The sequence below is a fragment of the Nocardia sp. NPDC102475 genome (assembly GCF_055584605.1).
In genome coordinates this window covers 303795-305358 of the sequence record NZ_JBVJLS010000009.1, presented here as the reverse complement: position 1 = coordinate 305358, position 1564 = coordinate 303795, and the positions used below count along the sequence as shown (strand labels likewise).

Here is a 1564-nt window from a genome sequence, read left to right as displayed (position 1 = left end):
CCGTAACCTCGCTTCCGGAACACCACACGAGCGCTCCCCGATGAACACCGGGACGCCGACGCGCACCTATACCAGCGTGGCGCCTGTGTTCCCGCGTTCAGTTCTCATCAATCAAGCAAAAATGTTCATTGGCACTATCTGCCCGTCAGGCCGAGCTTGTTACATGGGCGCGACCATGCCCGCCACCCACCGACCGGCTCCGCCGGGAAGTTCAATGCAGATCACCGAAACAATCTACCGTCGCCCTCGCCAGCCGACCAATCAGCTCCCATAGCCGGGAAACATCAGCCCAGGCAGGGGGATCATCGCAAGTTTGCTGGATGCCTGTCACCGATCTCACACTGCTTGCGAAGGTCGGTGTCGGTCGCGGGCCGGGTCGTAGAGATGGGACTGGGTACAGGACAGATTCGGGGTGAGGGCGCGGCCGACGAGGATGACGGCGGCTTGACGCAGACCCGCGGATTCGACCTGGTCGGCGATATCGGTGAGGGTGCCGCGCAGGACCAGCTGGCCGGGTCGGCTGGCTCGGTAGACCACGGCGGTCGGACAGTCGGCGCCGTAGGCGGGGATCAGCTCGGCTGCCAGTGGGCGGATTCGGGTGACGGCCAGATGCAGCACCAGCGTGGCCTGCGTCCGGGCGAAGTTCGCGAGGGCCTCGGACTCGGGCATGGCCGTGGATCGGGCCTGGGTGCGGGTGAGGACCACCGATTGGACCACTTCGGGCACAGTCAACTCGGTACCGAGCAGGGCGGCCGCGGCGGCGTAGGCGGGGACGCCGGGGGTGATGTCCCATGGCACGTCCGCGGCATCGAGGCGACGGGTTTGTTCGGTGAGGGCCGAATATATGGAGGGGTCGCCCGAGCAGAGGCGCGCGACATCCTTACCGGCGCGATGCGCGCGCACCAGGTGCTCGGTGATCTGGTCGATGTCCAGGTGCTGGGTGTCGATCAGTTCGGTATCGGGGGCACAGTGCGCGAGCACCTCGGGGTCCAGGTAGGTGCCCGCGTAGAGGCAGACCGGGGCGGCGCGCAGCAACTCGACCGCGCGGACGGTCAGCAGGTCCGCGGCGCCCGGCCCGGCCCCGATGAAATGCACGGTCATGCGGGTGAGTGTAGGGCTAGGCCGTCGCGTCGAAGTGGGCGATCACCTTGGACGGGTGCACCCGGACCACCAGTTCGCCCGGGACGCCGTTGCGCTTGCCGAATTCCTCGGCCCGGTCCGCGCCCATATAGCGGCCGGCGATCTCGGTGGCGGTGCGCAGGAGTTCACCGGGATCCTCGGACAGGGTCACGGTGCCCTGGATCTGAACGGACGAGTACGGCGCTTCCTCGAGGTCGACCACCACCGCGATGCGTGGATCGCGGGCGAAGGCCTTGCCCTTGGCCGTGGTCTTGCCGGTATTGAAGACCAGTTCGTCACCCTCGAGGACGAACCACACCGGGCTGACCACCGGTCGACCGTCGGCGGCCACGAATGCCACCTTTCCGGTTCGCTTGGCGTGGGTCAGGAAGTCGCGCACTTTGGGATCCGAAAGTGAGGCCATACCCCAACCCTAGAGCCCGCG

The 1564-nt window shown here is 66.9% G+C and carries 2 protein-coding genes; both read right to left on the bottom strand.

Annotation, left to right across the window (positions count from 1 at the left end):
• Positions 1-336: 336 nt before the first annotated feature.
• A complete protein-coding gene (cobM, locus tag ACZ60G_RS19070) occupies positions 337-1101 on the bottom strand; it encodes a precorrin-4 C(11)-methyltransferase (protein ID WP_465811373.1) in 765 nt (254 codons plus the stop codon).
• A 16-nt stretch (positions 1102-1117) separates the two neighbouring features.
• Positions 1118-1543 (bottom strand): PPOX class F420-dependent oxidoreductase, encoded by a 426-nt coding sequence (locus tag ACZ60G_RS19065; RefSeq protein ID WP_465811372.1) that lies wholly within the window; start codon positions 1541-1543, stop codon positions 1118-1120.
• Positions 1544-1564: the final 21 nt, after the last annotated feature.